The organism is Desulfosporosinus sp. FKB, from assembly GCF_002196705.1.
GTDB lineage: Bacteria > Bacillota > Desulfitobacteriia > Desulfitobacteriales > Desulfitobacteriaceae > Desulfosporosinus.
In genome coordinates this window covers 250,106-276,013 of sequence record NZ_NADJ01000039.1, presented here as the reverse complement: position 1 = coordinate 276,013, position 25,908 = coordinate 250,106, and the positions used below count along the sequence as shown (strand labels likewise).

Annotated in this window: 36 protein-coding genes; all 36 read left to right on the top strand. The window is 46.1% G+C overall.

The window, feature by feature from the left end:
• Nucleotides 1–140 precede the first annotated feature (140 nt).
• The 36 genes from rpoB (at nt 141) to rpsD (ending at nt 25,895) form a co-directional block, all read left to right on the top strand.
• Nucleotides 141–3,515, top strand: a complete 3,375-nt coding sequence (gene rpoB, locus B5Y67_RS20005; protein ID WP_088228161.1) for a DNA-directed RNA polymerase subunit beta — start codon at nt 141–143, stop codon at nt 3,513–3,515.
• Nucleotides 3,516–3,542: 27 nt separating this feature from the next.
• A complete protein-coding gene (gene rpoC, locus B5Y67_RS20000; RefSeq protein ID WP_088228160.1) occupies nt 3,543–6,977 on the top strand; it encodes a DNA-directed RNA polymerase subunit beta' in 3,435 nt (1,144 codons plus the stop codon).
• A 67-nt stretch (nt 6,978–7,044) separates the two neighbouring features.
• Complete coding sequence (locus B5Y67_RS19995; RefSeq protein WP_088228420.1) at nt 7,045–7,296, top strand: ribosomal L7Ae/L30e/S12e/Gadd45 family protein; 252 nt, start codon at nt 7,045–7,047, stop codon at nt 7,294–7,296.
• A gap of 89 nt (nt 7,297–7,385) precedes the next feature.
• Nucleotides 7,386–7,805 (top strand): 30S ribosomal protein S12, encoded by a 420-nt coding sequence (rpsL, locus tag B5Y67_RS19990; protein WP_088228159.1) that lies wholly within the window; start codon nt 7,386–7,388, stop codon nt 7,803–7,805.
• A gap of 43 nt (nt 7,806–7,848) precedes the next feature.
• Complete coding sequence (gene rpsG, locus B5Y67_RS19985) at nt 7,849–8,319, top strand: 30S ribosomal protein S7 (RefSeq protein ID WP_088228158.1); 471 nt, start codon at nt 7,849–7,851, stop codon at nt 8,317–8,319.
• Nucleotides 8,320–8,358: 39 nt separating this feature from the next.
• Nucleotides 8,359–10,437, top strand: coding sequence for an elongation factor G (gene fusA / locus B5Y67_RS19980; RefSeq protein ID WP_088228157.1), 2,079 nt, complete (start codon nt 8,359–8,361; stop codon nt 10,435–10,437).
• Nucleotides 10,438–10,544: 107 nt separating this feature from the next.
• Entirely contained in the window at nt 10,545–11,747 is a 1,203-nt protein-coding gene (gene tuf / locus B5Y67_RS19975; protein WP_088228156.1) for an elongation factor Tu, read from the top strand.
• Nucleotides 11,748–11,977: 230 nt separating this feature from the next.
• On the top strand, nt 11,978–12,283 hold the full coding sequence (gene rpsJ, locus B5Y67_RS19970) for a 30S ribosomal protein S10 (RefSeq protein WP_088187398.1): 306 nt from the start codon (nt 11,978–11,980) through the stop codon (nt 12,281–12,283).
• A 181-nt stretch (nt 12,284–12,464) separates the two neighbouring features.
• The gene (gene rplC, locus B5Y67_RS19965) at nt 12,465–13,094 is read left to right on the top strand and encodes a 50S ribosomal protein L3 (RefSeq protein ID WP_088228155.1); all 630 of its coding nucleotides are present in this window, start codon (nt 12,465–12,467) and stop codon (nt 13,092–13,094) included.
• 23 nt (nt 13,095–13,117) lie between these two features.
• Entirely contained in the window at nt 13,118–13,741 is a 624-nt protein-coding gene (gene rplD / locus B5Y67_RS19960) for a 50S ribosomal protein L4 (RefSeq protein WP_088228154.1), read from the top strand.
• Nucleotides 13,741–14,028, top strand: coding sequence for a 50S ribosomal protein L23 (locus B5Y67_RS19955; RefSeq protein WP_088228153.1), 288 nt, complete (start codon nt 13,741–13,743; stop codon nt 14,026–14,028). The genes rplD and B5Y67_RS19955 overlap by 1 nt, the downstream gene beginning before the upstream one ends.
• Nucleotides 14,029–14,058: 30 nt before the next feature.
• A complete protein-coding gene (rplB, locus tag B5Y67_RS19950; protein WP_088228152.1) occupies nt 14,059–14,886 on the top strand; it encodes a 50S ribosomal protein L2 in 828 nt (275 codons plus the stop codon).
• Between the two features lie 18 nt (nt 14,887–14,904).
• A complete protein-coding gene (gene rpsS, locus B5Y67_RS19945; protein ID WP_047808631.1) occupies nt 14,905–15,186 on the top strand; it encodes a 30S ribosomal protein S19 in 282 nt (93 codons plus the stop codon).
• 22 nt (nt 15,187–15,208) lie between these two features.
• Nucleotides 15,209–15,550, top strand: a complete 342-nt coding sequence (rplV, locus tag B5Y67_RS19940) for a 50S ribosomal protein L22 (RefSeq protein ID WP_047808632.1) — start codon at nt 15,209–15,211, stop codon at nt 15,548–15,550.
• A 4-nt stretch (nt 15,551–15,554) separates the two neighbouring features.
• Nucleotides 15,555–16,217 carry a 30S ribosomal protein S3 gene (rpsC, locus tag B5Y67_RS19935; RefSeq protein WP_088228151.1) on the top strand — a complete coding sequence of 221 codons (663 nt, stop codon included), beginning with the start codon at nt 15,555–15,557 and terminating at the stop codon, nt 16,215–16,217.
• Nucleotides 16,218–16,655 (top strand): 50S ribosomal protein L16, encoded by a 438-nt coding sequence (gene rplP / locus B5Y67_RS19930; protein WP_088228150.1) that lies wholly within the window; start codon nt 16,218–16,220, stop codon nt 16,653–16,655.
• A complete protein-coding gene (rpmC, locus tag B5Y67_RS19925) occupies nt 16,645–16,848 on the top strand; it encodes a 50S ribosomal protein L29 (protein ID WP_088228149.1) in 204 nt (67 codons plus the stop codon). Before rplP ends, rpmC begins: the two co-directional genes overlap by 11 nt.
• Nucleotides 16,849–16,871: 23 nt before the next feature.
• On the top strand, nt 16,872–17,132 hold the full coding sequence (gene rpsQ / locus B5Y67_RS19920; protein ID WP_053006266.1) for a 30S ribosomal protein S17: 261 nt from the start codon (nt 16,872–16,874) through the stop codon (nt 17,130–17,132).
• A 36-nt stretch (nt 17,133–17,168) separates the two neighbouring features.
• Nucleotides 17,169–17,534, top strand: a complete 366-nt coding sequence (gene rplN, locus B5Y67_RS19915) for a 50S ribosomal protein L14 (RefSeq protein WP_088228148.1) — start codon at nt 17,169–17,171, stop codon at nt 17,532–17,534.
• Nucleotides 17,535–17,547: 13 nt separating this feature from the next.
• Nucleotides 17,548–17,916 (top strand): 50S ribosomal protein L24, encoded by a 369-nt coding sequence (gene rplX, locus B5Y67_RS19910; protein WP_088228147.1) that lies wholly within the window; start codon nt 17,548–17,550, stop codon nt 17,914–17,916.
• 20 nt (nt 17,917–17,936) lie between these two features.
• Nucleotides 17,937–18,476, top strand: coding sequence for a 50S ribosomal protein L5 (gene rplE / locus B5Y67_RS19905; RefSeq protein ID WP_088228146.1), 540 nt, complete (start codon nt 17,937–17,939; stop codon nt 18,474–18,476).
• Between the two features lie 20 nt (nt 18,477–18,496).
• Nucleotides 18,497–18,682, top strand: a complete 186-nt coding sequence (locus B5Y67_RS19900) for a type Z 30S ribosomal protein S14 (protein WP_083995860.1) — start codon at nt 18,497–18,499, stop codon at nt 18,680–18,682.
• Nucleotides 18,683–18,711: 29 nt separating this feature from the next.
• Nucleotides 18,712–19,110, top strand: a complete 399-nt coding sequence (gene rpsH, locus B5Y67_RS19895) for a 30S ribosomal protein S8 (RefSeq protein ID WP_047808639.1) — start codon at nt 18,712–18,714, stop codon at nt 19,108–19,110.
• A 24-nt stretch (nt 19,111–19,134) separates the two neighbouring features.
• Nucleotides 19,135–19,692 (top strand): 50S ribosomal protein L6, encoded by a 558-nt coding sequence (gene rplF / locus B5Y67_RS19890; RefSeq protein ID WP_047808640.1) that lies wholly within the window; start codon nt 19,135–19,137, stop codon nt 19,690–19,692.
• 53 nt (nt 19,693–19,745) lie between these two features.
• A complete protein-coding gene (rplR, locus tag B5Y67_RS19885) occupies nt 19,746–20,114 on the top strand; it encodes a 50S ribosomal protein L18 (protein WP_088228145.1) in 369 nt (122 codons plus the stop codon).
• A gap of 27 nt (nt 20,115–20,141) precedes the next feature.
• Nucleotides 20,142–20,642 carry a 30S ribosomal protein S5 gene (rpsE, locus tag B5Y67_RS19880; protein ID WP_088228144.1) on the top strand — a complete coding sequence of 167 codons (501 nt, stop codon included), beginning with the start codon at nt 20,142–20,144 and terminating at the stop codon, nt 20,640–20,642.
• A 12-nt stretch (nt 20,643–20,654) separates the two neighbouring features.
• Nucleotides 20,655–20,834 carry a 50S ribosomal protein L30 gene (rpmD, locus tag B5Y67_RS19875; RefSeq protein ID WP_014825587.1) on the top strand — a complete coding sequence of 60 codons (180 nt, stop codon included), beginning with the start codon at nt 20,655–20,657 and terminating at the stop codon, nt 20,832–20,834.
• A gap of 18 nt (nt 20,835–20,852) precedes the next feature.
• On the top strand, nt 20,853–21,293 hold the full coding sequence (gene rplO / locus B5Y67_RS19870; RefSeq protein ID WP_088228143.1) for a 50S ribosomal protein L15: 441 nt from the start codon (nt 20,853–20,855) through the stop codon (nt 21,291–21,293).
• Nucleotide 21,294: 1 nt separating this feature from the next.
• On the top strand, nt 21,295–22,581 hold the full coding sequence (gene secY, locus B5Y67_RS19865) for a preprotein translocase subunit SecY (protein ID WP_088228142.1): 1,287 nt from the start codon (nt 21,295–21,297) through the stop codon (nt 22,579–22,581).
• A gap of 13 nt (nt 22,582–22,594) precedes the next feature.
• A complete protein-coding gene (locus B5Y67_RS19860) occupies nt 22,595–23,236 on the top strand; it encodes an adenylate kinase (protein ID WP_088228141.1) in 642 nt (213 codons plus the stop codon).
• 6 nt (nt 23,237–23,242) lie between these two features.
• Complete coding sequence (map, locus tag B5Y67_RS19855; RefSeq protein WP_088228140.1) at nt 23,243–23,989, top strand: type I methionyl aminopeptidase; 747 nt, start codon at nt 23,243–23,245, stop codon at nt 23,987–23,989.
• Between the two features lie 39 nt (nt 23,990–24,028).
• Nucleotides 24,029–24,247, top strand: coding sequence for a translation initiation factor IF-1 (infA, locus tag B5Y67_RS19850; RefSeq protein ID WP_014825592.1), 219 nt, complete (start codon nt 24,029–24,031; stop codon nt 24,245–24,247).
• Nucleotides 24,248–24,265: 18 nt separating this feature from the next.
• Nucleotides 24,266–24,379: a 50S ribosomal protein L36 gene (gene rpmJ / locus B5Y67_RS19845; RefSeq protein WP_083995862.1), complete on the top strand. Its 114-nt coding sequence runs from the start codon at nt 24,266–24,268 to the stop codon at nt 24,377–24,379.
• A 93-nt stretch (nt 24,380–24,472) separates the two neighbouring features.
• Nucleotides 24,473–24,844: a 30S ribosomal protein S13 gene (gene rpsM, locus B5Y67_RS19840; RefSeq protein ID WP_047808647.1), complete on the top strand. Its 372-nt coding sequence runs from the start codon at nt 24,473–24,475 to the stop codon at nt 24,842–24,844.
• A gap of 18 nt (nt 24,845–24,862) precedes the next feature.
• Entirely contained in the window at nt 24,863–25,252 is a 390-nt protein-coding gene (gene rpsK / locus B5Y67_RS19835; protein WP_088187407.1) for a 30S ribosomal protein S11, read from the top strand.
• A gap of 13 nt (nt 25,253–25,265) precedes the next feature.
• Nucleotides 25,266–25,895 (top strand): 30S ribosomal protein S4, encoded by a 630-nt coding sequence (gene rpsD / locus B5Y67_RS19830; RefSeq protein ID WP_088228139.1) that lies wholly within the window; start codon nt 25,266–25,268, stop codon nt 25,893–25,895.
• Nucleotides 25,896–25,908 lie beyond the last annotated feature (13 nt).

The window sequence follows — 25,908 nt, the reverse complement described above, 5'->3', positions numbered from 1 at the left end:
TAGTAGTTTGGAATTGTCACAATGATGCGGAATACCATAGATAGTTAAGCGAGGTTTTATTTAAAGGCCTTGCTTTTGGCTGTCTATGTCAATATATTATACCTCAATGAGAGAAATGCGCACTGAGGGGTGAAGCGTTAATGTTCTATCCTGTTAAGGTCGGGGTACGGGAGCGCTGGAGTTATTCCAGAATCCGGGAAGTCCTTGACATGCCAAATCTAATTGAAATCCAGCAGAACTCCTATCGATGGTTTCTTGATGAAGGATTGCGCGATATGTTTCGCGATATTTCCCCGATTCAAGACTTTACTGGCAATCTCGTTTTGGAATTTATCGATTACAGCTTAGGAGAACCCAAGTACCAGGTTGAGGAGTGTAAAGAGCGAGATGTAACGTTTGCGGCTCCTCTGCGGGTAAAAGTACGCCTTATTAACAAAGAAACCGGGGAAGTTAAGGAACAAGAAGTCTTCATGGGCGATTTCCCGCTAATGACAGACAAAGGCACCTTTATTATTAATGGTGCTGAGCGTGTTATTGTCAGTCAGCTTGTTCGTTCACCCGGTGTTTACTATGCGGAACAAATTGATCCGAGTGGTAAGAAACTTTATGGGGCTACGGTGATTCCAAACCGTGGAGCGTGGTTGGAATTTGAATCGGATATTAATGATAATATTTTTGTAAGGGTTGACCGTACACGTAAGCTTCCGGGCACGGTACTCATCCGTGCTTTGGGATATTCCAGCAATGGACAAATTCTGGAGTTGTTCAATGATAACGAATATATTCGTGCTACCCTGGAAAGAGACAATTCGGAATCTACCGAAGAAGCTCTCGTTGAAATCTATAAACGATTACGGCCAGGAGAACCTCCAACTGTCGACAGTGCCCGCTCGCTGTTAGAAGCATTATTTTTTGATGCTAAGCGTTACGACCTGGCAAAGGTTGGCCGTTACAAGCTTAATAAGAAGCTGGGTCAAGACATTCCCATGGAGGTTCGTCATCTGACCCGTGGGGATATCGTGGCGAGTATACAACGAATGTTAGACCTGATGGAAGGCGATGGATTTAAGGATGACATCGACCACTTAGGAAATCGCCGCTTGCGTTCGGTAGGAGAACTGCTCCAAAATCAATTTCGTATTGGTTTATCGCGAATGGAGCGTGTTGTCCGTGAACGAATGACTATTCAGGACGTCGAAGTCATAACTCCACAAGTTTTAATAAATATCCGTCCTGTTGTGGCGGCGATTAAGGAATTCTTCGGCAGCAGCCAATTGTCACAGTTCATGGATCAAACGAATCCCTTAGCTGAGTTAACTCATAAAAGGCGTTTAAGTGCTTTGGGACCGGGTGGCTTAAGCCGTGAACGGGCTGGCTTTGAAGTTCGTGACGTTCATCACTCCCATTATGGGCGGATGTGTCCTGTAGAAACCCCTGAAGGTCCGAATATTGGCTTAATCGGTTCCTTAAGTACCTTTGCCCGCATTAATCCTTACGGTTTTATAGAGGCTCCATATCGTAAGGTAGATAAAGAAAACGGCAGAGTTCTCGATGAGATTCACTATTTAACGGCAGATGAGGAAGAAAAGTACGTTGTCGCTCAGGCCAATGCGCCTCTTGATGAAAGTGGCAATTTCCTCTTAGATAAAATTGACGGGCGGCACGGTCCGGATTTCGTGCATGTTTCACCGAGCCAAGTGGACTACATGGATGTATCTCCGAAGCAAATGGTTTCAATTGCTACCGCTTTGATTCCATTTTTAGAGCATGATGATGCTAACCGTGCTCTAATGGGCTCAAACATGCAGCGTCAAGCTGTTCCCCTCTTGCGCACAGACTCTCCTTATGTGGGAACAGGGATGGAATATAAGACTGCTAAAGACTCAGGGGTTTGTGCGATCACCAAACAAGCTGGGGTTGTCGAACGGGCAACAGCGGATGAGATCGTAGTCCTTCATGACGATGGCACTACGGAACGGCATAAACTGCTTAAGTACCTGCGCTCGAACCAAGGAACATGTATTAACCAGAGGCCGATCGTCAAGAAGGGCGAGAAAGTTGAGGCGAGTCAGATCGTTGCTGACGGACCCTCCACCGACTATGGTGAACTTGCTCTGGGACGAAATGTCTTAGTGGCCTTCATGACTTGGGAAGGGTATAACTATGAGGACGCTATTCTGATTAATGAAAAGCTTGTCCGAGAAGATTATTATACGTCAATTCATATTGAAGAATATGAATCCGATGCACGGGATACGAAGCTGGGGCCTGAAGAAATTACTCGGGATATTCCTAACGTCGGAGAAGATGTTCTGAAGGATCTCGATGAACGTGGAATCATTCGCATTGGTGCGGAAGTTCGTCCTGGAGACATTTTAGTCGGTAAAGTTACTCCCAAGGGAGAAACGGAACTGACAGCTGAAGAACGCTTGCTGCGTGCTATTTTCGGCGAAAAGGCCCGCGAGGTTCGGGATACTTCTTTACGGGTTCCTCATGGTGAGGCCGGAAAAATTGTTGATGTCAAGGTCTTTACCCGCGAAAACGGAGACGAATTGTCACCGGGCGTTAACCAGCTGGTACGTGTCTATATTGCTCAGAAACGTAAAATCTCTGTTGGGGACAAGGTGGCAGGCCGGCATGGAAACAAAGGGGTTATTTCCCGGATTATGCGTCAGGAGGATATGCCCTTCATGCCGGATGGCACGCCGATCGAGGTTGTATTGAATCCTCTGGGTGTTCCTTCGCGGATGAATATCGGTCAGGTTTTGGAAACCCACTTAGGCTGGGCGGCCAAAGCTCTGGGTATTCGCATTGCTACTCCGGTTTTTGATGGTGCACGAGAAGAGGATATTTTTGAAACCTTGGAAAAGGCCGGGCTTCCCAAAGACGGCAAGACGATGTTGTACGACGGACGTACGGGAGTACCTTTTGACAGTAAGATTACTGTAGGCTATATGTATGTACTGAAGCTGCACCATTTGGTTGATGATAAGATCCATGCCCGTTCGACAGGTCCGTATTCCCTGGTAACGCAACAACCCTTGGGAGGGAAAGCGCAATTCGGCGGACAGCGATTTGGAGAAATGGAGGTTTGGGCTCTGGAAGCCTATGGAGCATCTTATACTCTCCAAGAAATCCTGACCGTTAAATCTGACGATGTTGTCGGCCGCGTTAAGACCTACGAAGCTATTGTTAAAGGAGAAAATATCCCCGAACCGGGAATTCCTGAGTCCTTTAAAGTATTGATTAAAGAGATGCAGAGTTTGGGATTGGATGTTCGAGTGCTCTCCTCAGATGATCAGGAAATTGAGATCCATGATACGGATGAGGATATCGCGGAAACTGCTAAAGAACTTGGTATCGATCTGCATGAGGAGCTTCCGGCTCCAGGCCCTCGTCTCGTAGAAACCGAAGATGAGGATGTAGAAGAAACTGTGGATGAAGAAGACCCTCTTGAAGATCTGAATGAAGAAGTCCTCGAAGAAGAGGAAATAGATTTCGACGATCTCAAATAGTCCCCCGGAGGAAAGGAGCGATAAGGATTGCTAGACGTCAATAACTTCGACCGTATGCGTATCGGCTTAGCTTCCCCGGATATGATCCGAGATTGGTCCTATGGAGAAGTAAAGAAGCCTGAAACCATTAACTATCGGACCTTAAAGCCGGAACGGGAAGGATTGTTTTGTGAAAAGATCTTTGGTCCGACAAGGGATTGGGAATGTCATTGCGGAAAATATAAACGGGTCCGCTACAAAGGTATTGTCTGCGATCGCTGCGGAGTTGAAGTAACTCGATCGAAGGTTCGCCGTGAGCGGATGGGGCATATTGTTCTGGCTGCTCCCGTTTCTCATATTTGGTATTTTAAAGGGATTCCAAGCCGCATGGGTCTGCTTTTGGATATGTCACCCCGCGCTTTGGAAAAAGTCCTCTATTTTGTTTCCTACATTGTTACCGATCCAGGGGATACTTCCCTCATGAAAAAGCAGCTTTTGACTGAAACAGAATATCGTGAATACCGGGAGAAGTATGATGACCGTTTTCAAGCAAGTATGGGTGCTGAAGCCATTAAACTTCTACTCGCAGAAATGGATTTGGATAAACTTAATGATGAACTGCGCGGCGAACTGAAAGAAGTTTCCGGGCAACGAAAAATTCGCGCTATTCGTCGCTTAGAAGTCGTTGAAGCCTTTAAGCAATCAGGTAATCGTCCGGAATGGATGATTATGGATGTCGTGCCGGTAATCCCGCCTGAACTGCGTCCTATGGTTCAATTGGACGGCGGCAGATTTGCTACTTCAGACCTTAATGACCTTTACAGACGCGTGATCAACCGTAACAATCGACTGAAACGTCTTTTGGATTTGGGGGCTCCGGATATCATCGTTCGCAATGAGAAACGAATGCTCCAAGAAGCGGTTGATGCTCTGATTGACAATGGACGGCGCGGTCGTCCAGTGACAGGACCGGGGAACCGTCCGCTGAAGTCCCTGAGCGATATGCTGAAAGGAAAACAAGGGCGTTTCCGTCAAAACCTTTTAGGAAAACGCGTAGACTATTCGGGACGTTCTGTTATTGTGGTCGGGCCAAACCTTAAATTGCACCAATGCGGCCTTCCTAAGGAAATGGCCTTAGAACTCTTTAAACCCTTTGTTATGAAGAAGCTCGTTAATGAAGGGCATGCCCATAATATTAAAAGCGCTAAACGAATGGTTGAGCGCGTACGCCCTGAAGTTTGGGACGTTTTGGAGGAGGTTATTACCGATCATCCGGTCCTCTTGAATCGTGCTCCGACCCTTCACCGTTTGGGAATTCAGGCTTTTGAGCCTAGCTTAGTTGAAGGACGTGCCTTACAGATCCACCCTCTCGTCTGCACAGCCTATAATGCTGACTTCGACGGAGACCAAATGGCTGTTCACGTCCCATTGTCTGCAGAAGCTCAGTCCGAAGCACGTTTGTTAATGCTGGCCTCTCATAACATCTTAAATCCTAAGGATGGCCGGCCCGTACAAACTCCTACCCAGGATATGGTCTTAGGCTCCTATTACTTAACGATGGAACGACCGGGGGCTTTTGGTGAAGGAAAAATATTCAAAGACTTCGATGAAGCAGTTTTAGCCTATGATTCGGGTGAAGTTCATTTACAAGCAAAGATTCAGGTTCGCCGTGATGATGGACTTTTGGAGACAACAGTCGGTCGTCTGATCTTTAATTCTGTAATCCCTAAAGAGATCGGCTACTTCAATGAAGTTGTCGGCAAAAAGGGTCTAGGTGAGATTGTGGCCAAGACCTACAGAATTGCCGGATATGAAGCAACCGCCGCACTGCTGGACGGACTGAAAAGTCAAGGATTTAAGTTCTCGACCCGTGCAGGGATGACCGTTGGTCTAATGGATATCACCGTTCCTGAAGCGAAAACGGAAATTCTCTCCAACGCCGACCAGGCCGTTGCCAAAACAGAATTGCAGTATCGCCGAGGTTTAATTACCGATGAAGAGCGTTATAATTTAGTTATTGATACTTGGGCTAAAGCGACTAAGACAGTCACCGATGCCTTGATGGAAAGCTTAAATCAGTTCAATCCTGTCTATATGATGGCAACTTCAGGAGCACGGGGTAATATTCAACAGCTCCGGCAGCTGGCCGGAATGCGGGGCCTTATGGCGGATCCATCCGGACGTACCATTGAATTGCCGATTAAGGCCAATTTCCGTGAAGGACTGACGGTTTTGGAATACTTCATCTCCTCCCACGGTGCCCGGAAAGGTCTGGCTGATACAGCTCTAAGGACGGCAGACTCGGGGTATCTGACCCGCCGTCTGGTCGATGTTTCTCAAGATGTCATTGTACGTGAAGAGGACTGCGGAACAACGACTGGTATTATTGTCGAAGATATCAAGGATGGTCCGGAAATCATTGAGTCCTTGGAAGAACGACTAGTGGGCCGTTTCGTGCTGGAAGAGTTATACCATCCTACAACAGGAAAACTCCTTGCTGCTCCGGATAAGGAAATGACGGAAGAGCAAGCTAAAGAAATCGCCTCTGTATTTGATTCGGTGGTTATTCGCTCCGTTCTGGCCTGTACTTCCCGTTATGGCGTTTGCAAGAAATGCTATGGACGAAACTTAGCTACTGGACGTCCGGTTGAAATGGGCGAAGCAGTAGGGATTATCGCGGCACAGTCTATCGGTGAACCGGGTACGCAGCTGACAATGCGGACATTCCATACCGGAGGTGTAGCCGGTGACGATATTACTCAAGGTCTTCCGCGGGTTGAAGAGCTTTTCGAAGCCCGTAAACCAAAAGGCCAAGCGATAATATCTGAAGTCAAAGGAAAAGTAGCGGTCAGTGAAGTTAAGGGACGCCGGGAAGTGGAGATCTCTACCGAATCCGATGAACATGTAACCTATACAATACCTTATGGATCACGTCTCAGAGTGCGGGACGGGCAGATGGTTGAAGCAGGGGATGAACTGACAGAAGGAAGTATTAACCCTCACGATATGCTGAAGGTAAAGGGCCTGAGAGGGGTTCAGGTTTATCTCGTAGGTGAAGTTCAGCGTGTTTATCGCCTTCAGGGGGTTGACATTAACGATAAGCATATTGAGGTCATGGTTCGTCAAATGCTTCGTAAGGTGAAAATAGATGACGCTGGGGACACAAGCCTGCTTCCGGGCGGCCTTATAGATATATTTGATTTCCAAGATGAAAACGCTACAGCGATTGCCAACGGAGGAGAACCGGCTGTTGCACATGCCGTTCTGCTGGGAATTACCAAGGCTTCTTTGGCGACAGACTCCTTCCTGTCTGCGGCTTCCTTCCAAGAAACGACTCGAGTCCTCACTGAGGCAGCCATTAAAGGAAAGGTGGATCCTCTCTTGGGACTCAAAGAGAACGTCATCATTGGAAAGCTCATTCCTGCAGGCACGGGGATGGCTCGTTACCGCAATATCAAAACCTCTGAAACAAATCTGGTTTGAAATTATTGACACCTTTGAATGCAAATGCTAAACTACTATAGTGTGTGCTAAGGAGGAAAGCATATTGTTGCTTGATGAAACCTTCAAACAGGCTAAAAATAAAACCGTTGGCTTAAAGCAGACTCAACGCGCCTTGGAAAAAGGACTTGTACGGCGCGTATATGTGGCTAAAGATGCGGAGTCCCAAGTCTTGCGCCCGATTATCGAGTGGTGCAGTACCCATGATGTTGAACATCTTGAGGTGCCTACAATGAAGGATCTTGGCAAGGCCTGCGGGATTGAAGTAGGAACAGCTGTGGCGGCTGTTTTGAAAGACTGATTTATTCACTGCTGGTTTTGGAATTGCTTGCTGGATGCTGAAGCAAGCAATTCCTTGTATATTGATTTGATCAGAAAGGAGGTAAAGACATGCCGACAATTAACCAACTCATTCGTAAAGGTCGTACTTCAGTTCAGAAAAAGTCGACAGCTCCGGCATTACAGTGGGGTTATAACTCTTTAAAACGTAAACAATTCCCGTCTGGCGGCTCCTCACAAAAGAGAGGGGTGTGCACGAGGGTTTATACTACCACTCCTAAAAAGCCTAACTCTGCGCTTCGTAAGGTTGCCCGTGTTCGTTTGACAAATCAACTCGAAGTTACTGCATATATTCCGGGTATTGGTCACAACCTTCAAGAGCACTCCGTGGTTCTTCTCCGTGGAGGTCGTGTTAAGGATCTGCCAGGCGTACGTTATCACGTAATTCGCGGCGCCCTTGATACAACGGCTGTGCAAAAACGTGCACAAGGCCGCTCGAAATACGGGGCAAAACGTCCGAAAAAAGCCTAATTTTGCTTTGAGTGCTTGAGTACGCTATAAAGGAGGGAAACTAATGCCACGTAAGGGATATATTGCGAAACGAGAAGTTCTGCCCGATCCGATTTATAAGAATCAGACGGTTACTAAGTTTATCAACCAGATTATGTTAGATGGCAAAAAGGGGACGGCTGAAGCTATTTGCTATAGTGCTTTTGATATGATTCAAGAAAAAGCCGGCAAAGATCCGCTGGAAGTCTTCAATAATGCTATGAAAAATGTAATGCCCGTTTTAGAAGTTAAGGCCCGTCGTGTCGGTGGAGCCAACTATCAAGTTCCTATCGAAGTACGTGCAGAACGACGATCGACTCTCGCTCTCCGCTGGATTGTCTCCATGGCTCGCAAGCGGGGCGAGAAAACGATGCAGGAGAAAATTGCTGCCGAGTTGCTCGATGCCGCTAATAATACCGGCGGTGCTGTCAAAAAGAAGGAAGATATGCATAAAATGGCTGAGGCTAATAAAGCTTTTGCGCATTACAAATGGTAGTTTGAGGCACACTGATTTTGACAGAAAGGGGGAATCGCAGTGGCAAGACAAAACTCGCTTGAAAATACGCGTAATATTGGGATTATGGCCCATATTGATGCTGGAAAAACGACGGTGACAGAACGTATTCTATTCTATACAGGACGCGTGCACAAAATTGGTGAAGTACATGATGGCGCAGCAACAATGGACTGGATGGTTCAGGAGCAAGAACGCGGTATCACGATTACTTCAGCAGCAACTACCTGCCAATGGAGAAATAATCGGATTAACATCATTGACACACCAGGGCACGTGGATTTCACCGTCGAAGTTGAACGTTCTCTGCGGGTACTTGATGGTGCTGTAGCAGTATTCTGTTCAGTCGGCGGAGTCGAACCGCAGTCTGAAACCGTCTGGCGTCAAGCGGACAAATACAAAGTTCCGCGTATTGCATATATTAATAAAATGGACCGGATGGGAGCCGACTTCTTCCGTGGCGTTTCTATGATCGCGGATAGATTGGGTGCTAAGCCTGTACCAATTCAAGTGCCTATTGGAGTAGAAGACAACTTTAAAGGTGTCGTGGATTTGGTAACAATGTCTGCGATCATTTACACGGATGACTTAGGAACAACCGCAGAGCATAACGCGATTCCTGAAGATTTACAGGAAATATCAAATAAATACCGCGAGAAGCTTGTTGAAGCAGTTGCAGAGACCGACGAAGAGCTCATGATGAAGTATCTCGAAGGTGAAGAATTAACGGAAGAAGAAATACGAACCGGCATACGCAAAGGAGTTATCAGCAATACCTTTATTCCGGTATTGTGCGGTTCCGCTTTTAAAAATAAAGGGGTTCAACCTCTTTTGGATGCAGTAGTAGACTATATGCCGTCTCCTTTGGATGTCCCCCCCATTAAAGGGGTTAATCCGGATACAGGCGAAGAGGATCATCGAACCGCATCCGATGAGGAACCATTCTCTGCTTTGGCCTTTAAGATCATGGCAGACCCCTTTGTCGGGAAACTGGCTTTCTTCCGCGTTTATTCCGGTGTACTGAGTGCAGGTTCCTATGTCTTTAACTCAACGAAAGGCAAGAAGGAGCGTATTGGACGTATTCTCCAAATGCACGCTAACCACCGTGAAGATATTCCTGAGGTTCGTTCGGGCGATATCGCCGCTGCAGTCGGTTTGAAAGAAACGACTACAGGAGATACTCTTTGTGACGAAAAAATACCGATTATCCTTGAAAAAATGGTCTTCCCGGAACCGGTTATTGACGTTGCTATTGAGCCGAAAACAAAAGCCGACCAGGAAAAAATGGGCGGTGCGCTTTCGCGTTTGGCTGAGGAAGACCCGACGTTCAGAATGCGTACAGATGTTGAGACAGGGCAAACAATTATTGCCGGAATGGGCGAGCTCCATCTGGAGATTATTGTTGACCGTCTGCAGCGCGAATTTAAGGTTCAATGTGATGTTGGACGTCCGCAGGTTGCTTATAAGGAAACCATCCGCAAAACAGTTAAAGCTGAAGGTAAATTTGTAAGGCAGTCCGGCGGCCGTGGACAATATGGACACTGCTGGGTTGAATTTCAACCTCTGGAACCAGGATCTGGTTTCGAATTTGTCAACAAGATCGTCGGAGGGGTTATTCCTCGCGAATACATCAACCCGATTGGTGATGGTATCGAAGAAGCCATGCAAAACGGTATCCTCGCAGGATATCCTGCTCTCGATATCAGGGCTACAGTCGTTGACGGTTCCTATCACGATGTTGACTCTTCGGAAATGGCCTTTAAGATTGCCGGTTCTATGGCTTTCAAAGCCGGTGCCCTAAAAGCTGATCCGGTAATTTTGGAACCTGTAATGAAAGTTGAAGTAACGGTTCCTGAGGAATATATGGGCGATGTTATTGGTGATATCAGCTCTCGCCGCGGACGTATTGAAGGTATGGAAGCCCGCGGAAATTCCCAGGTTGTTCGCGGTTTTGTCCCTCTTGCCGAAATGTTTGGCTATTCGACTGATTTGCGTTCAGCCACTCAAGGCCGCGGTGTTTACGTGATGCAATTTGACCATTACGAAGAAGTTCCAAAGACCATCGCTGATGGAATTATTGCTAAACGTCAAGGTTCGTAAGCGAGGTTTGAAGTCCGAGGCTGCGATTTAAGCTGATAAGTTATGATCACAACCTCGGCACCTCACTGAATTATAAATCCCTGAAATAATTTAAAGGAGTGAAAAACATGGGAAAAGCGAAATATGAACGTACAAAACCTCACGTTAACGTTGGAACCATCGGACACGTAGACCATGGTAAAACTACCACTACTGCTGCAATCACAATTGTTCTTTCTAAAGTCGGCGGTGCTATTGCTACTGCATTTGACCAAATTGACAAGGCTCCGGAAGAGCGCGAACGTGGTATTACCATTTCTACAGCTCACGTTGAGTATGAGACAGAAACTCGTCACTATGCACACGTTGACTGCCCAGGGCACGCTGACTATGTTAAGAACATGATCACCGGTGCTGCTCAAATGGATGGCGCAATCCTCGTTGTATCAGCTGCTGACGGCCCGATGCCGCAAACTCGTGAACACATCCTCTTGGCTCGCCAAGTTGGTGTTCCCAGCATTGTTGTTTGGCTTAACAAAGCTGATATGGTTGACGACGCTGAACTCTTAGAGCTTGTTGAAATGGAAATCCGTGAACTTTTAAGCTCTTATGAATTTGATGGCGACAATATCCCCATCATTCCCGGTTCCGGACTTAAAGCCCTTCAATGTGGCTGCGGTAAACGTGAGTGCGAGTGGTGCGGAAAGATCTGGAATCTCATGGATGCTGTTGATTCCTACATTCCTACTCCTGAACGCGATACCGATAAGCCTTTCTTAATGCCTGTTGAGGACGTTTTCACGATTACCGGTCGTGGTACTGTTGCTACCGGCCGTGTTGAGCGTGGTCAAGTAAAGGTTGGCGACGAAGTTGAGATCGTTGGCTTAAGCACGGCTGCTCGTAAGACAGTTGTAACCGGTGTTGAAATGTTCCGCAAACTCTTAGACCAAGCGCAAGCCGGCGATAACATTGGCGCACTTCTCCGTGGTGTTGAGCGTAAAGACATTGAACGTGGCCAAGTTTTAGCTAAAACTGGATCCATTAAGCCTCACACCAAATTTTCCGGCGAGGTTTACATCCTGAATAAAGAAGAAGGCGGACGTCATACTCCTTTCTTTAACAACTATCGTCCCCAATTCTATTTCCGTACAACGGATGTAACCGGTGTCATCAACCTTCCTGAAGGAACTGAAATGGTTATGCCTGGAGACCGTGTAACGATTGACGTTGAGCTCATCACTCCAATCGCTATGGAAGAAGGACTTCGCTTCGCTATCCGTGAAGGCGGACGTACCGTTGGTTCAGGAATCGTTGCTAAGATTTACGCCTAATTAATGCATTCAAGGCACGAGATTTAGAGAGGAAGAGATTCTTCCTCTCTAATTGTGAAGGTCAGGTAAAGGAACGTCGATTGCCGTAGTCATACTCGTCAATCAGATCTACGACATCTGACCGCTGATATCTGGAATGGCGTAAAAGGTTGCTGGGCAGGTGACTCCGCTTGTCTGGGGAATTTTTGCGCTCGACCCGTGTAACGGGAATTAAGGAGGTAAAAGAAACAATGAGTCAAAAGATTAGAATTCGCTTGAAAGCTTTCGATCACAAAACGTTAGATCAATCTGCAGAACGTATTGTAGACACAGCAAAACGTACCGGCGCTCAGGTCAGTGGCCCGATTCCGCTCCCGACGGAGAAGAATATTTACACGATTTTGCGTTCGCCCCACGTTAATAAGGACTCAAGGGAACAATTTGAGATGCGGACCCATAAGCGTCTAATCGATATCCTTGAACCAACATCAAAAACTGTGGATGCATTAATGCGTTTGGATCTGCCTGCAGGGGTAGACATTGAAATAAAGCTTTAAATAAAGCTTTAAAATCATAAGTTTTTGTAGCTTAATAAAAAAACTTATGATATAATAGGATGTGCTTGTCGCGAGAAACACCCGGTAGCGTGTAGAAAATATCGCGGTAAGATAAATAAGGTGACGCTCTCGTGCACCAGAGTATTCTGGCGCACTTCAAAGCGTCTAGGAGGTGGCATTCGTGTCAAAAGGAATTCTAGGTAAAAAAATAGGGATGACTCAAGTCTTCACCAGTGAAGGCAAAGTTATTCCGGTCACAGTCGTGGAAGCAGGTCCCTGCCCGGTAGTTCAAAAGAAAACGGTTGCCTCAGACGGATATAATGCTATCCAATTGGGCTTTTCCGTACTTCGTGAAAGCCTGGTAAACAAGCCTCGACAAGGACATTTCCAGAAGGCAAGTTTAAAGCCTATGCGCTATGTCCGTGAATTTAAAGTTAATGACATTGACAATTATGAACTCGGCCAAGAAGTCAATGTGGACCTTTTTGCAGTCGGCGACAAAGTGGATGTCGTTGGTACTTCAAGAGGTAAAGGTTTTCAAGGCATGATCAAACGCAATAGTGCCAGTCGTGGACCGATGGCTCATGGATCTAAGTATCATCGCCGTTCGGGTTCCCTTGGCGCGAAGGGTCCGGCTCGAGTGTTTAAAGGACGTGTTTTGCCAGGCCGAATGGGCGGCGAACGTGTAACTGTACAAAACTTGGAGGTCATCCGAGTTGACTTGGATAAAAATTTGATCTTGATCAAAGGGGCTGTCCCGGGAGCGAAAAAATCATTGCTCATTCTGAAGCCTTCTGTCAAGGCGAAGTAGCACTGAGAAAGGAGGAATAAGCAATGCCTAAAGTTCAAGTAGTAAATATGCAAGGCGCACCCGTTGGTGAAATTGAACTTAGTGATAATGTCTTTGGAATAGTACCAAATGTTCATGTTCTTCATTCGGCTGTAGTTTCCCAATTAGCTTCTCTTCGGCAGGGAACACAATCTGCTCTGCTGCGTGGTGAAGTACGCGGAGGCGGACGTAAACCTTGGCGTCAAAAGGGAACTGGCCGTGCGCGTTCTGGTAGCTCACGCTCCCCGGTTTGGAGAGGCGGCGGTGTTATATTCGCGCCGAAACCACGGAAATATGGATTTAAATTACCGAAGAAAGTTCGTCGTTTGGCTTTGCATTCGGCACTCTCTTCGAAGGTTATAGAGCAACAGCTCATTGTTTTGGATGATCTTAACCTCGCAGAGGTTAAGACTCGTGAAATCGTCAAGCTCCTCAAGGCTCTTCAAGTTAACAAGAAGGCCATGATTGTCACGGATGAGACTGACGAAGCAGTATTTCGTTCGGCTCGCAACATCGAGGGCGTAATCTCAATGGATGTTGCCGGAATGAATGTTGTAGACCTGCTCAATCATGATGTTCTAGTGATGACCAAGGCTGCTGTATCAAAAACAGAGGAGGTGTTTGCGTAATGCGCGACGCACGTGAGGTCCTCAAAAACCCGGTTATTTCTGAAAAATCCGTTGGTCTTGTTGAGGAAAACAAATACTCCTTCTGGGTAAATCCGGCTGCCAACAAAATCGAAATTAAAGCCGCAGTGGAAAAAATGTTCAAGGTTTCAGTGGTTGAAATTCGCACGATCAATGTTCGTGGAAAAATGAAACGGGTAGGCAAGTATGCCGGAAAGACCCCGAACCGTAAAAAAGCGATTGCTACGCTTAAAGCTGGAGATAGAATCGAAAACTTCGCAGGCCTGTAAGCAGCTTAAAGCAAAGGAGGAAAGAAACCTATGGCACTGAAGTCATTTAAACCAACGTCAGCCAGTCGACGTCAAATGACTGTTTCGACGTTTGAAGAAATCACTAGAACTGAGCCGGAACGTTCCTTGTTAAAGCCGTTGCGCAAGAAAGCCGGTCGTAATAGCGAAGGTCGTCTAAGCGTACGCCATAAAGGCGGCGGACATAAGAGAATGTACCGCGAAATTGATTTTAAGCGGAATAAAGATGGTATTCCGGCTCGGGTGGCCAGTATTGAATATGATCCTAACCGATCTGCTAATATTGCACTGCTCAATTACAGAGATGGGTTCAAAGCCTATATCCTTGCTCCCAATGGATTGGAAATCGATCAAATGATCGTATCCGGACCGGAGGCGGATATCAAGGTGGGAAATGCACTGCCGCTGCAAAATATACCGGTTGGTACTTTATTGCATAACATTGAGATGAAACCCGGCAAAGGAGCCCAAATGGTTCGAACAGCTGGAGTTTCGGCTCAATTAATGGCTAAAGAGGGCGCTTATGCCACATTACGTCTCCCTTCCGGAGAAATGCGTATGATTCGGCTCGAATGCCGTGCTACCATTGGCCAGGTTGGAAATTTAGACCATGAAAATATTAACATTGGTAAAGCCGGACGCTCGCGCTGGCTGGGAATACGCCCGACGGTCCGTGGTTCTGTTATGAACCCTTGTGATCACCCTCACGGCGGTGGAGAAGGTCGTAACTCGATCGGTCGTAACCCTGTTACACCTTGGGGAAAACCAGCTCTTGGTGCAAAGACTCGGAAGAAAAAGAATTTGTCGAATCGCTTTATTGTGAAACGGCGCAGTAAGTAGTCGAAAGGAGGCCCATGAATGAGCAGATCTGTAAAAAAAGGACCTTTCGTCGAAGCTCGTCTCCTCGCACGTGTTGACGCGATGAACGAATCCGGTGACAAGCGCGTTGTCAAGACATGGTCCAGACGCTCAACAATTTTCCCGCAAATGATTGGTTTTACTATTGCAGTTCATGATGGACGGAAACATGTCCCTATCTATATTACCGAAGATATGGTAGGGCATAAACTTGGCGAGTTCGCGCCGACTCGCACCTATAAGGGCCATGCTGGCAGTGAAAAGTCCAGCGGTCTACGATAATTCGAGAGGAGGCTAAAGACACATGCAAGCAAAAGCAGTGGCAAAATACGTACGTATCTCTCCTCGTAAGGTGCGCCAAGTTGTAAATTTGATCCGCGGCAAAAAGGTTAGTGATGCGTTCGCCATTCTACAATTTACTGCTAAGGGATCAAGTGCTGATGTTACAAAGGTGCTCAAATCAGCAGTTGCAAATGCAGAGCATAATTATGACATGGATACGGATGAACTTATCATCACTCAAATTTGTGTGGATGAAGGACCAACTTTAAAACGCATTAAGCCAAGAGCTATGGGACGTGCTGATCAAATCCGGAAACGGACCAGTCACATTACCGTGGTTGTCGGCGAGAAGAAGGAGGACTAAAACTGTGGGTCAAAAGGTTAATCCCAAAGGCCTCCGCATCGGGATAATCCGTGATTGGGAAAGCCGATGGTATGCAGATAAAAACTATGTAGAACTTCTTCACGAAGATTTAAAAATTCGTGAATTCGTAAAAAACAAGCTTAAACAAGCTGGTTGTCCCAAAGTTGAGATTGAACGTGCGGCAAGCCGTATCAAGATATCAGTCTATGCTGCTAAACCGGGGATTGTTATCGGTCGCGGTGGTGCAGAAGTTGAAAATTTGCGGAAGCAGCTCGAAGCCATGACTGGCAAGCAAGTTGCTGTTAACATTGTCGAAGTTAAAAAGCCTGAGTTGGATGCGCAATTAGTTGCCGAAAATATAGCCCAACAACTGGAAAAGCGTGTATCCTTCCGTCGTGCCATGAAACAAACGGTTGGCAGGACCATGCGCCAAGGTTCATTGGGAATTAAAATTCAATGCAGCGGTCGTCTGGCTGGAGCCGAAATTGCCCGAACAGAATGGTATCATGAAGGTAAAGTGCCCCTTCACACCTTGCGTGCTGATATTGACTACGGGTTTGCCGAAGCTAATACAACGTACGGTAAAATTGGTATCAAAGTTTGGATTTATAAAGGTGAGGTTCTTCCAGCGAAGAAGGTCGTCGCTCAGGTGGAAGGAGGAAACTAAATGTTAGTCCCAACCAGAGTGAAACATAGAAAACAGCATCGTGGTCGGCTGTCTGGTAAAGCAACTCGCGGTACCACGATTACCTTTGGTCAATACGGTCTTGTAGCCCTGGAAAGCGGCTGGATTACCAATCGTCAGATTGAAGCTGCACGTATTGCTATGACTCGATATATTAAACGGGGCGGTCAAGTATGGATAAAGATTTTCCCGGATAAGCCAATTACGGCTAAACCTGCTGAAACTCGTATGGGTAGTGGTAAAGGTTCCCCGGAATATTGGGTAGCCGTTGTTAAACCAGGTCGTGTCATGTTTGAACTCGACGGTGTTGCTGAGGACGTGGCTCGCGAAGCTCTTCGTTTAGCAATGCATAAACTCCCGATCAAATGTAAGATCGCTTCCCGTGCAGATTTACTAGGAGGTGACGCAAATGAAAACTAAGGATTTCCGTGATCTGACAGATGATGAAGTCGTTAAGCAGATTGACGATTACAAAACCGAACTGTTTAATTTGCGTTTCCAATTGGCAACGGGACAACTTGATAACCCGATGCGAATCCGTGAAATCCGCAAAGGAATTGCTCGTGGCAAGACGATTTTGCGCGAACGTGAATTAAAGATTGAACGTTCTTAAGTTGAGAAAGGAGGCTTTTTAGCGTGGAAAGAGCCCAGCGTAAAGTTCGGATCGGCAAAGTAGTCAGCGATAAGATGGATAAAACCATTGTTGTCTCTGTAGAAATTACTGAAAGCCACCCTCTATATAAAAAGACATTTACTCGCACGAAGAAATTTAAGGCTCATGACGAGAATAATGAAGCTCATATCGGCGACACTGTTACAATCATGGAAACTCGCCGTTTAAGCAAGGATAAATGCTGGCGCATGGTTAAAGTTCTGGAAAGGGCTATTGCGCTCTAATTTACTGATATTTAGTTCGGAAGGGGGTCAAAGGGAATGATCCAGGTACAAACCAGGCTTCGGGTTGGAGACAACTCTGGTGCAAAAGAATTGATGTGTATTCGGGTGCTCGGGGGCTCAATGCGTCGGTATGCATCAATTGGAGATATTATTGTAGCTTCTGTTAAAGAGGCAACGCCAGGGGGCGTTGTTAAAAAGGGTGACGTTGTTAAGGCTGTCGTTGTCCGCACAAAGAAAGAAATTCGGCGTACAGACGGTTCATATATCCGTTTTAGCGAGAATGCTGCCGTCATTATCAGAGATGACAAGAGTCCTCGTGGAACACGTATTTTTGGACCTGTTGCACGTGAACTGCGTGATAATTATATGAAAATTATTTCCCTGGCACCGGAAGTTATCTAAGACCCCATGATAGATGGAGGTGAAGAAAGTGACTGCTACTAAGCATAAAGTACAACCGAATAAACTACACGTTAAAAAAGGCGATTATGTCATGGTCATCAGCGGTAAAGATGCTGGTAAAAAAGGTAATGTAATCGAAGTATTCCCGAAAAAGGGCCGTGTTGTCGTAGAAAAGGCTAATATTGTTAAACGTCACACGAAACCCTCTCAAGCAATGCCTCAAGGCGGCATTATTTCCAAGGAAGCTCCGATGGCCAGTTCTAACGTTATGCTATATTGCCAAGAGTGTAATTCCGTGACTCGTGTAAGCTTCAAGTTGACGGATAACGGAAAAGTTCGCGTCTGCAAACATTGCGGAGTGAATCTTCCAGATAAACACTAATCGCGAAAGGAGGGACCCCAGTGGCTCGTCTAAGAGACAGATACATTAGTGAAATAGCTCCTGCGCTGCAGCAGAAGTTTGCTTATAAAAATGTTATGCAAATCCCTAAACTTGAAAAGATTGTGGTCAACATGGGTGTGGGAGAAGCTGTTCAAAACTCCAAAGCGATTGATTCTGCTGTAGGAGATCTTATGATTATCACAGGGCAAAAACCCATTGTGACCAGAGCTAAAAAATCAATTGCAGCTTTTAAACTTCGTGAAGGTATGCCCATCGGATGCAAGGTAACTCTTCGCGGTGAAAGAATGTATGAATTTATGGATCGCCTCTTAAGTGTAGCATTACCCCGCGTTCGTGATTTCCGCGGAATCTCAGGTAAGGCGTTTGACGGACGAGGAAACTACACTTTAGGGATCAAGGAGCAATTGATTTTCCCAGAAATTGAGTATGACAAGATCGATAAGCTCCGCGGCATGGATGTAGTTTTCGTAACGACGGCAAAGACCGATGAAGAAGCGCGTGAGTTGCTTCGCGGATTCGGAATGCCGTATCGTGATTAAAGAAAGGGAGGTTCAAGAGCGTGGCTAAAACATCGATGGTTGTCCGCCAAAATCGCGGGCAAAAGTTCGCCGTACGTTCGCATAACCGTTGTAAGCTTTGTGGACGTCCCCATGCTTATATTCGGAAGTTTGGTATATGCCGGGTTTGCTTCCGGGAGTTGGCTCACAAAGGTGAACTTCCTGGGGTCACGAAGGCCAGTTGGTAATACTATTGTAAGGAAGGGGGACGACTGAAGTGTCAATGTCAGATCCGATTGCAGATTTTCTAACACGTATCCGCAACGCTGGGATGGTTTATCACGATAAGGTTGAGGTACCATCATCACGGATTAAACGGGAACTTGCGGAGTTGCTTAAAGCCGAAGGCTACATTAAAGACGTAGAGTATATTGCGGACGACAAACAAGGTGTTATCCGGATGTATTTGAAATATGGTCCCAATCGTGAACGCGTTATTACTGGGCTTAAGCGAATAAGCCGTCCAGGATTGCGTGTCTATGCGAAAAAGGATGAAATTCCCAAAGTCCTCGGAGGCCTCGGAGTTGCCATTATTTCAACTTCAAAGGGGATTATGACGGATAGGAAAGCCCGTAAAGAGGGTCTTGGAGGAGAAGTAATCTCCTATATTTGGTAATTATCGCAATGGGAGGTGCAGTGAATGTCCAGAATTGGTAAGCGTCCCATTGGAATCCCCAATGGCGTCGACATCAAAATAGAGGATAACTTGGTCACTGTGAAGGGTCCTAAAGGCACCCTGAGCAGACAAATTCATTCGTTAATGACGGTCACAGTAGAAAATTCACAGGTCACTGTCACTCGAGCCGATGATGAACCTTTGAGCCGATCCTTACATGGGTTGTCTCGCACTTTGATTGCCAATATGGTAGAAGGTGTGACAAACGGGTTCACAAAAGGACTTGATATGGTTGGGGTTGGATACCGTGCAGCCAAGCAAGGTAACAAGCTTGTTTTAACGGTCGGTAAATCCCACCCTGTGGAATTAGTACCTTTTGAAGGTATTGATTTCGAAGTTCCAGCTCCCAATAAGATCCTAATTAAAGGAATGGATAAGGAGCTTGTCGGAGCTTTTGCGGCTGTTGTCCGCTCAGAACGACTGCCTGAGCCCTATAAAGGCAAAGGAATTAAGTATGAAACTGAAGTTGTTCGTCGTAAAGTTGGTAAGACCGGCGGTAAAAAGGGCGGCGCTAAGAAATAATCCAAAATAGCAAGGGCCAAATCTCTTGCAGTTCTGAAAGGAGTGTGTACCCTTTGATTAAGCGCATTGATCGAAAGGCTCTTCGCATCAAAAAGCATAAGAGTATCCGCAAAGCAATAACCGGCGTCGCAGATCGTCCGCGTTTGGCTGTATTTCGAAGCTTGAATCATATCTACGCTCAAGTGATCAATGATGAGCTTGGTGTGACACTGGCAGCTGCTTCTTCCCTTGATCCGGAATTTAAAGCAGCAAACCTGTCCGGTGGAAATACTTCTGGGGCTCAAAAAGTCGGCGAGATGATCGCAAAAAAAGCTCTTGAAAAAGGGATTACGCAGGTTGTTTTCGATCGTGGAGGCAATCTCTATCATGGCCGAATCTCTGCATTAGCAGAATCAGCACGTGAAGCTGGACTCAGCTTTTAAGCTAGGGTAAAGGAGGGAAAAATCAAATTGGCGAAATTCGAAGCAAACAAGTCGGAGTTGAATGAGAGGGTTGTTCATATAGCCCGGGTTGCTAAAGTTGTAAAGGGCGGACGCCGTTTTAGTTTCAGTGCCCTCGTTGTTGTTGGTGATGGTCATGGACGTGTAGGAGCAGGATTAGGCAAAGCTAGTGAAGTTCCTGAGGCTATCCGCAAGGGAGTCGAAGATGCGAAGAAGAACCTTCTTTCCATTCCTATGCATGGTTCGACCATTACCCATCCTATTTTGGGAATATTCGGCGCGGGACAAGTTTTGTTAAAGCCAGCTTCCAAAGGAACTGGTGTTATTGCAGGAGGCGCAGTTCGTGCGGTTCTTGAAGCCGCAGGCGTGCATGATATCTTAGCAAAGTCTTTGGGTTCGGCAAACGCGCATAATATGGTCAATGCGACAATGGCTGCGTTAAAATCTCTTAAGCGTCCAGATGAGATTGCCAAACTCCGAGGTAAAAACGTAGAAGAAATTCTAGGTTAAGGAGGGTTGGTCATGAAAATTAAAGTGACGCTGACGAAGAGTCCGATTGGTTATTCAAAGGCGCAGCATAAAGTTTTGCAAGCACTTGGCCTGGGAAAAGTTGGCTCAAGTGCTGTTCATGAAGACTCCCCAAGCATTTTAGGGATGATTCATAAATGTATGCATTTAGTAACAGTCGAACAAGTTCAATAGAAGGAGGTGTGGGCGAGTATGAAACTGCATGATCTTAAGCCTGCTGAAGGATCGACTCATGCCCCGAAACGTCTCGGGCGTGGAATAGGATCGGGTAACGGCAAAACAGCCGGCAAAGGGCATAAAGGACAAAATGCCCGTGCAGGCGGAGGTGTCCGTCCTGGTTTTGAAGGCGGACAAAATCCACTTTACCGCAGAATGCCGAAACGTGGCTTTAAAAATATTTCCAGAAAAGAAATTGTTGCTCTGAATGTTCGTGATCTAGAACGTTTTGAGAACGGGACAGTAATCACTCTTGAAAGCCTCTTAGAGAGCGGTCTTATTAAGGCTGTAAAAGATGGTGTCAAGATTTTAGCAACGGGGGAATTAACCAAAGCTCTGACCGTCAAGATTGACAAAGTCAGTCCTGCCGCGGCAGAAAAGATAGTTGCAGCTGGTGGCAAAGTAGAGGTGGAGTAGGATGATTTTCGATTCCCTGAAGAATGCGTGGAATGTAGCGGATCTCAGGAAGAAAATCGGTTACACTCTTCTTATGTTCCTGATCTTCCGTATCGGAGCACATATTCCCATTCCGTATGTTAATCATGAAGTTTTAAAGAATATGCTTGGAACCGGGGGCATGTTCGATTTTATGGACACGCTCTCAGGGGGTTCCTTCAAACGACTAACAGTATTTGCTTTAAGCATTACTCCTTATGTTACAGCTTCTATCATTTTACAGTTGCTGACGATAGTAATCCCATCTTTAGAAAGACTCTCTAAAGAAGGCGATTATGGCCACAAAAAGATTACCCAATATACACGATATTGTACCGTTGCTTTGGGTTTTATTCAGGCCTTTGGTCTTACCTTTGGGATTCGCAGCGCCTTAATGGTTCCCAGCTCCTCTTGGAAGTGGGCAATTTACATTTTGGTGGCTCTCGTCTTAACTGCAGGTACAGCATTTTTGATGTGGGTTGGTGAAGCGATAACAGAAAACGGTGTCGGAAATGGTATCTCGCTGATTATTTTTGCAGGTATTGTTTCGCGTGTACCTGATGCTCTAAAATACTTGTATAGTTTGTTTACGGTCAATGAGATCAACATCTTTTCGCTTCTTGGACTGGCAGTCATTGTGGTATTTATTATTGCAGGAGTAGTCTATGTTCAGGAAGGAACTCGACGAGTGTCGGTTCAATATGCGAAACGAGTAGTTGGTCGCCGGGTCTATGGAGGACAAAGCAGTCACATCCCCTTGAAGGTTAATCAAGCCGGTGTTATTCCGGTTATCTTCGCGATTTCTTTGCTCGCGTTTCCGCAGACGATTGCAACATGGATGCCAACTTCTGGATTTGCGAGATTTGTCAACACTTGGTTCAGCATGAATGGCTCGGTTCAGTCCATTCCATATTTGCTGGTCTACGCAGTGCTCATAATATTCTTTACTTACTTCTACACGGCTGTTACCTTTAATCCAGTGGATGTAGCAGACAACTTGAAGAAGTATGGAGGATTTATCCCTGGCCTTCGTCCTGGGCGTCCTACGGCTGAATATCTGTCTAAGATTCTTAGCCGCATCACGCTGGCAGGCGGCATATTCCTTGCATTGATAGCAATTCTACCGACAATAGTCATGGGACTGACGGGTCTTAAAAACATCTATTTTGGTGGTACTTCCCTTTTGATCGTAGTTGGGGTTGCGCTTGAAACGATGAAACAGATCGAATCCCAGCTTATGTCAAGGCATTATCAAGGGTTTATGAAGTAAAGGAGGAATAGAGATGAAAATTATATTAATGGGCGGTCCAGGAGCAGGTAAAGGTACTCAAGCAGCTCCACTGGTGGAAAAATTTCATTTCCCTCATATCTCCACAGGTGATATGTTCCGTGCTGCAATTAAAGAAGGAACAGCTTTGGGTTTAAAAGCTAAGTCTTATATGGATGCCGGCGGATTGGTTCCAGATGAAGTTACCATTGGAATTGTGGCTGAACGATTAGCACAGCCGGATTGTGCTGAAGGGTTCCTTCTTGATGGGTTCCCGCGTACACTGGCTCAAGGGAATGCTTTAAATGAGATCTTGGATCGTCTTGGCATGAAGCTTGATGGCGTCATAAATATCGAAGTAGCCGAGGATGTCTTAATTCCGCGTCTAACCGGCCGCCGCGTCTGCCGCAAATGCGGGGCTTCGTATCATATGGTTTTCAATCCTCCCCAACAGGAAGGTGTCTGTGGTCAGTGCGGCGGAGAGCTTTATCAACGCTCCGACGACACTGTGGAAACTGCCAAGAATCGCTTAAACGTTTATAATCAACAGACAGAACCCTTGATTAATTTCTATCAACAACAAGGACTGCTGAAACGCATCAATGGCGATCAGCCAATTGATAAGGTCTTTGCGGATATTCTCAAGGCCTTGGGCTAATTAACCATGATAGAGCTTAAAAATGCAAGCCAGTTTAAGAGGATGCGTAAGGCAGGAAAAATTGTGGCAGATACCCTCGCATTAATGCGGGAGGTCGCAAGGCCTGGGATTACAACCCTCGAACTGGATCGCAAGGCAGAGGAATATATTCGTGCTCAAGGTGCAATTCCTGCATTTAAAGGTTACAATGGGTTTCCGGCGACTCTCTGTACATCCGTTAATGAACAGGTTGTTCATGGAATACCAAGTTTAAGGAGTTTAGAATCTGGAGATATTATCAGTATTGATTGCGGAGCGGTCATTGATGGATATTTCGGAGATGCTGCTGTAACTCTGGCAATTGGAGATGTTGATGAAAATCTCTTAAAACTCTTGAAGGTAACTGAAGAATCATTAATGTTCGGTATTGCTCAGGCGAAAGTTGGAAATCGACTTTATGATATATCACACGCAGTTCAAAAGCATGTAGAAGACAACGGCTTTTCGGTTGTGCGTGATTATGTCGGGCACGGAATTGGCCGAGCCATGCACGAGGATCCGCAGATCCCTAATTTTGGCAAGCCTGGCCGGGGGCCACGACTCGAGGTAGGTATGGCCTTGGCTATTGAGCCCATGGTAAACATGGGGACGTATGAAGTGCTGACGCTGAAGGATCACTGGACTGTGGTCACGAAAGATAAGAAGCCGTCGTCTCATTTCGAGCACACAGTCGCAATTACGGAAAATGGCTTGGAAATTCTGACTCGAAGTTAGGTCTATACCGTAGGATTGTCAGAGGAGGGGAATTTAAGTATGTCTAAAGAAGACGTTATTGAAGTAGAAGGTAAAGTATTAGAGCCATTGCCAAATGCCATGTTTTCCGTTGAATTACCCAACGGACACAAAGTATTGGCCCATGTCTCTGGTAAAATACGCATGAATTTTATTAGGATTCTTCCTGGTGATCGGGTGACGGTGGAACTTTCTCCCTATGACCTGTCACGGGGCAGAATCACTTATAGGTTTAAGTAAGTCAAGGGAGGGATTACGGTGAAAGTAAAGCCTTCTGTTAAAACCATCTGCGAAAAATGTAAAATTATTCGCAGACATGGCAAGATCATGGTCATTTGCGAAAACCCAAAGCACAAACAACGCCAAGGGTAAACAGTTTCGGTTGCGCGGCTGATTGGAGATTTTCTCTAATGCACCGATTTTTATAATGGTAAGAGCTGAAAACAATGGAGGTGTAAATTTTAGATGGCACGTATCGCTGGGGTTGATTTACCGCGCGAGAAACGTATAGAAGTTGCCTTGACCTATATTTATGGCATTGGGCTTCCGACTTCACATAAGATTCTCGCCAAAACAGGTGTGAGTCCAGATGTCCGAGTGCGTGACTTGTCAGAAGACGAAGTCGGCAAGCTTCGGGAAGTTATTGATAAAGAGTTTAAAATTGAAGGCGATTTGCGTCGCGAAGTTTCCCTCAATATCAAGCGTCTGATGGAAATTGGTTGCTATCGTGGTTTGCGTCATCGTCGGGGACTTCCCGTAAGAGGACAACGCACGAAAACCAATGCTCGTACTCGCAAGGGTCCGGCTAAAACTGTTGGAGCAAAACGTAAGAAGTAATAAGGAGGGATAACCGAGATGGCACGTAAAGTTGTCCGGACAAAGCGCCGGGAACGTAAGAATATTGACAGTGGAATTGCCCATATCAAGTCCACCTTCAACAATACCATGGTGACCATTACGGATACCAGCGGGAACGCACTCTCCTGGTCAAGTGCGGGTTCCTTAGGGTTTAAAGGTTCACGTAAAAGCACACCATTTGCAGCACAAATGGCTGCTGAGACTTGTGCAAAGGTTGCAATGGAACATGGTTTGAAAGATGTTGAATGTTATGTAAAAGGTCCTGGAGCAGGACGTGAGGCTGCCATTCGTGCTCTGCAAGCTGCAGGGTTAGAAGTTAATTTGATTAAAGATGTGACGCCGATTCCACATAATGGTTGTCGGCCACCAAAACGCAGAAGGGTATAGGAGGTGTGTAATCATGGCTAGATATACTGGACCAGTTTGTCGCTTATGTCGGCGTGAAGGTATGAAGTTGTTCCTTAAAGGGGAACGTTGCTATACTGGAAAATGTGCTATTGACCGTCGTGCTTACGCCCCCGGACAACACGGTCAGGCTCGTGGCAAGAAGCCTACTGAGTATGGTCTTCAGTTGCGTGAAAAACAAAAAGCCCGTCGTTTATATGGTGTCATGGAAAAACAATTCCAACACTATTTTGATGAGGCAGCTCGCCGTAAAGGAGTTACCGGTGAGAACTTATTAGTCTTGTTAGAACGACGCTTAGATAATGTCGTATTCCACTTGGGTTTTGCTTCATCCCGTCCGGAAGCCCGTCAACTCGTGTGTCATGGTCATTTTACCGTGAATGGTAAACGAGTCGATATACCTTCCTATTCAGTACGTGTTGGTGAAGTTGTTGCTGTCAAAGAAGGCAGTAAGAGTTCACCCAGAGTGAAACAACTTCTGGAAAACTTGGGATCACGTTCTGTACCGGGATGGTTAAACCTGGATGCAAATGCAGCTACAGGAACCGTTGTTGCGCTTCCTACTCGTGAAGATATTCAACTGCCAATTCAAGAACACCTCATCGTGGAGAAATACTCCCGTTAATGTTGACGTTCTG

Excerpts from the sequence above, each read along its gene's own strand:
- rpoB (WP_088228161.1), top strand. The coding sequence starts at position 141 with ATGTTCTATCCTGTTAAGGTCGGGGTACGGGAGCGCTGGAGTTATTCC.
- rpsL (WP_088228159.1), top strand. The coding sequence starts at position 7,386 with ATGCCGACAATTAACCAACTCATTCGTAAAGGTCGTACTTCAGTTCAG.
- rpsG (WP_088228158.1), top strand. The coding sequence starts at position 7,849 with ATGCCACGTAAGGGATATATTGCGAAACGAGAAGTTCTGCCCGATCCG.
- tuf (WP_088228156.1), top strand. The coding sequence starts at position 10,545 with ATGGGAAAAGCGAAATATGAACGTACAAAACCTCACGTTAACGTTGGA.
- rpsJ (WP_088187398.1), top strand. The coding sequence starts at position 11,978 with ATGAGTCAAAAGATTAGAATTCGCTTGAAAGCTTTCGATCACAAAACG.
- rplD (WP_088228154.1), top strand. The coding sequence starts at position 13,118 with ATGCCTAAAGTTCAAGTAGTAAATATGCAAGGCGCACCCGTTGGTGAA.
- B5Y67_RS19955 (WP_088228153.1), top strand. The coding sequence starts at position 13,741 with ATGCGCGACGCACGTGAGGTCCTCAAAAACCCGGTTATTTCTGAAAAA.
- rplB (WP_088228152.1), top strand. The coding sequence starts at position 14,059 with ATGGCACTGAAGTCATTTAAACCAACGTCAGCCAGTCGACGTCAAATG.
- rpsS (WP_047808631.1), top strand. The coding sequence starts at position 14,905 with ATGAGCAGATCTGTAAAAAAAGGACCTTTCGTCGAAGCTCGTCTCCTC.
- rplV (WP_047808632.1), top strand. The coding sequence starts at position 15,209 with ATGCAAGCAAAAGCAGTGGCAAAATACGTACGTATCTCTCCTCGTAAG.
- rplP (WP_088228150.1), top strand. The coding sequence starts at position 16,218 with ATGTTAGTCCCAACCAGAGTGAAACATAGAAAACAGCATCGTGGTCGG.
- rpmC (WP_088228149.1), top strand. The coding sequence starts at position 16,645 with ATGAAAACTAAGGATTTCCGTGATCTGACAGATGATGAAGTCGTTAAG.
- rplN (WP_088228148.1), top strand. The coding sequence starts at position 17,169 with ATGATCCAGGTACAAACCAGGCTTCGGGTTGGAGACAACTCTGGTGCA.
- rplX (WP_088228147.1), top strand. The coding sequence starts at position 17,548 with ATGGAGGTGAAGAAAGTGACTGCTACTAAGCATAAAGTACAACCGAAT.
- rplF (WP_047808640.1), top strand. The coding sequence starts at position 19,135 with ATGTCCAGAATTGGTAAGCGTCCCATTGGAATCCCCAATGGCGTCGAC.
- rpmD (WP_014825587.1), top strand. The coding sequence starts at position 20,655 with ATGAAAATTAAAGTGACGCTGACGAAGAGTCCGATTGGTTATTCAAAG.
- rplO (WP_088228143.1), top strand. The coding sequence starts at position 20,853 with ATGAAACTGCATGATCTTAAGCCTGCTGAAGGATCGACTCATGCCCCG.
- secY (WP_088228142.1), top strand. The coding sequence starts at position 21,295 with ATGATTTTCGATTCCCTGAAGAATGCGTGGAATGTAGCGGATCTCAGG.
- B5Y67_RS19860 (WP_088228141.1), top strand. The coding sequence starts at position 22,595 with ATGAAAATTATATTAATGGGCGGTCCAGGAGCAGGTAAAGGTACTCAA.
- map (WP_088228140.1), top strand. The coding sequence starts at position 23,243 with ATGATAGAGCTTAAAAATGCAAGCCAGTTTAAGAGGATGCGTAAGGCA.
- infA (WP_014825592.1), top strand. The coding sequence starts at position 24,029 with ATGTCTAAAGAAGACGTTATTGAAGTAGAAGGTAAAGTATTAGAGCCA.
- rpsM (WP_047808647.1), top strand. The coding sequence starts at position 24,473 with ATGGCACGTATCGCTGGGGTTGATTTACCGCGCGAGAAACGTATAGAA.
- rpsK (WP_088187407.1), top strand. The coding sequence starts at position 24,863 with ATGGCACGTAAAGTTGTCCGGACAAAGCGCCGGGAACGTAAGAATATT.
- rpsD (WP_088228139.1), top strand. The coding sequence starts at position 25,266 with ATGGCTAGATATACTGGACCAGTTTGTCGCTTATGTCGGCGTGAAGGT.